Annotated in this window: 1 protein-coding gene; it reads left to right on the forward strand. The window is 50.6% G+C overall.

Translation table 11 applies throughout. From position 1 onward, the window contains the following. On the forward strand, window positions 1-1,038 hold a 1,038-nt coding region (locus ACRDCA_RS19420; RefSeq protein WP_438691018.1), incomplete at its 5' end, for an IS481 family transposase. Window positions 1,039-1,325: the final 287 nt, after the last annotated feature.

The following is a 1,325-nucleotide window of genomic DNA, read 5'->3' on the forward strand; positions in this document are numbered from 1 at the left end:
CTTCATACTAACAATCCCATCATCAAACATAAAGCCGGCCTGCTGAATCTGGCAGAAGAACTCGGTAACGTATCAAAAGCCTGTAAAATCATGGGTGTGTCGCGAGATACGTTCTATCGCTATCAGGAGCTGGCTGAAGAAGGTGGCATTGACGCTCTGGTTAATCAGAACCGTCGAGTGCCCAACCTGAAGAATCGAGCCGATGAAGCCACTGAACAGGCGGTTGTTGAGTACGCCGTTGAGTTCCCGGCCCATGGTCAGCACCGGACCAGCAATGAGCTGAGTAAAAAAGGCATCTTTATCTCCGGCAGCGGCGTGCGTTCCATCTGGCAACGGCACGACCTGGAGAACTTCCGTAAACGCCTGAAGGCACTTGAGGAAAAAGTCGCCAGAGAAGGCATCGTGCTTACCGATGCTCAAATAGTGGCACTGGAAAAGAAAGCGCACGACGATGAAGCTTGCGGAGAAATCGAGACGGCTCACCCGGGTTATCTGGGGTCGCAGGACACCTTCTATGTTGGTAATCTGAAAGGTGTGGGCCGTATCTACCAGCAGACGTTCGTGGATACGTACTCGAAAGTGGCACACTGCAAGCTGTATACGACTAAAACACCGATCACTGCAGCCGACCTGCTTAATGATCGGGTACTGCCGTTCTATGAGGCTCAGGGGCTGCCGATGCTGAGGATACTGACCGACAGAGGTACGGAGTACTGCGGAAAAGTGGAGCAGCATGATTACCAGCTGTATCTGGCCATCAACGATATAGACCATACAAAAACGAAGGCGATGTCTCCGCAGACGAACGGCATCTGCGAGCGCTTCCATAAGACTATTTTGCAGGAATTTTATCAGGTTACGTTCCGCAAGAAGTTATATGCAGAGCTGGAAAGCCTGCAAATGGATCTGGACAACTGGTTGTGGCATTACAATAATGAGCGAACCCATCAGGGGAAAATGTGCTGCGGGCGTACGCCAATGGTCACGCTACTTGATGGAAAACGGATCTGGGCAGAAAAGAATCTGAACCAGATTTAATCTGACAGACACCTGTATAAATAACCGGTAACTGTCAGATCAGGTCTGAGCTAGGCTGTGTCCCTTAATTACATAAGCGCTGATAGAAGAGCCGTATACAACCCAACTTCACCATTGCCAGATAATTTCTCGCCGTTTTGTCGTAACGAGGTAAACGCCCGGTGATGGCACCTTGTGTCGTGGCGTGAGGTTGGGGTTTTCCGTAAGTTAACTGAAGTGATTGCTGGCGTACGGCAACAGCTCATCCAGCCGACGATTCGGCCACGCTGGCAACCGCCTCAATACAT

This window comes from Serratia sp. (in: enterobacteria), from assembly GCF_051654945.1.
Taxonomy (GTDB): domain Bacteria; phylum Pseudomonadota; class Gammaproteobacteria; order Enterobacterales; family Enterobacteriaceae; genus Chania.